The following is a 1,687-nucleotide window of genomic DNA, read 5'->3' as shown; positions in this document are numbered from 1 at the left end:
AGATTTGTATAAGACACGGGGGGGCCGGGGAGGGCGGTGTGGTCATCGGCGTCGGCATCAACGTGAGCCTGCGCGCCGACGAGCTGCCGGTGCCGACGGCGGGGTCGCTGACGCTGGCGGGGGCGGTGAGCACGGACCGGGACCCGCTGCTGCGGGGGATGCTGCGGGCGCTGGAGGAGTGGTACGGGCGGTGGCGGGCGGCCGGAGGCGACGCCTCGGCGTGCGGTCTGCAGGAGACGTACGCGGCGGGGTGCGCGACGCTCGGGCGGAGGGTGCGGGCGGAGCTGCCGGGGGAGCGGTCGATGGTGGGGGAGGCGGTCGCCGTGGACGGGGACGGGCGGCTGGTGATCGCCACGGAGGAAGGGGTGCAGGAGCCCGTGGGGGCGGGGGACATCGTGCACCTGCGCTCCGTGTGAGCGGACGCCCGCGGCGCACGGACGGGCGCGGTCGCCGCCGCGCCGGCCGCTGCGGGCGGACACCGCGGCCCCGTCCCCTTCCCACCGCCGTCCCTTCCCACCGCCGTCCCGGCCCGCCGCCGTACGCGGCTGCGGTCGTCTCACCGCCGGCCCAACCGAACGGAGTGAGCTGGCGCACACCTGCCGTAGAGTTGAGGCCGGTCGAACATGGCCGTGGCAGATCGGAAGGGCAGCAACGCGTGACCGTCGACGACTCGGGTTCCGGTACGGACGCGCAGGGCGGGGTGGAACCTCCCCCACTCCCGGCTTCGCACGAACGGGGGGACCCCCCTCCCGCCGACACCGGCGAGGATCCGCTCGCTCTGCGCGTCGAACAGCTCATTCTGGGCGCCGAGCGCCGTTACACGCCCTTCCAGGCGGCCCGCAGCGCCGGCGTCACCATGGAGCTGGCCACGCGGTTCTGGCGGGCCATGGGCTTCGCCGACGTGGGGCAGGCCAAGGCGCTCACGGAGGCCGACGTACTGGCGCTGCGCCGGCTGGCCGGTCTGGTGGAGGCGGGGCTGCTGAGCGAGGCCATGGCGGTGCAGGTGGCGCGGTCCACCGGGCAGACCACCGCACGGCTGGCCGAATGGCAGATGGACTCGTTCCTGGAGGGGCTGACCGAGCCGCCCGAGCCGGGGATGACCCGCACCGAGGTGACGTACCCGATCGTCGAGCTGCTCCTGCCCGAGCTGCAGGAGTTCCTGGTGTACGTCTGGCGGCGTCAGCTCGCCGCCTCGGCCGGGCGGGTGGTGCAGGGGGCCGACGACGAGGAGATGGTGGACCGGCGGCTCGCCGTCGCGTTCGCCGACCTCGTGGGGTTCACGCGGCTCACCCGGCGGATGGAGGAGGAGGAACTCGGTGAGCTCGTCGAGGCCTTCGAGACCACCGCAGCCGATCTCGTCGCGGCCCGGGGCGGGCGGCTGATCAAGACGCTGGGCGACGAGGTGCTGTACGTCGCCGACGACGCGGGGACCGCCGCGGAGATCGCCCTCCTGCTGATCGAGACCCTGGCGAACGACGAGACGATGCCGGAGCTGCGGGTCGGCATGGCGCTCGGCACCGTGACCACCCGGATGGGCGATGTCTTCGGGACCACGGTCAATCTGGCCTCCCGGCTCACGTCCATAGCCCCGCGGGACGCCGTGCTCGTCGACACCGCCTTCGCCGAGGAACTGATCCGCGCCGGTGACGCTCCCGCCTCCGAGGCGGCGGCGGCCGAGGCGGCGGCC

The 1,687-nt window shown here is 74.2% G+C and carries 1 protein-coding gene and 1 pseudogene; both read left to right on the top strand.

All coding sequences use genetic code 11. From position 1 onward, the window contains the following. Positions 1–416: pseudogene (locus tag B7L92_RS25975) on the top strand (biotin--[acetyl-CoA-carboxylase] ligase); the annotation flags it as partial. Between the two features lie 239 nt (positions 417–655). Beyond that, the coding region (locus B7L92_RS25970; RefSeq protein WP_081239819.1) for an adenylate/guanylate cyclase domain-containing protein at positions 656–1,687 on the top strand (1,032 nt) is incomplete at its 3' end.

It is taken from the genome of Streptomyces viridosporus, assembly GCF_002078235.1.
Classification (GTDB): domain Bacteria; phylum Actinomycetota; class Actinomycetes; order Streptomycetales; family Streptomycetaceae; genus Streptomyces; species Streptomyces viridosporus.
Note: the sequence above shows the minus strand (reverse complement) of the source record. Positions and strands in the feature narration are given on the sequence as shown.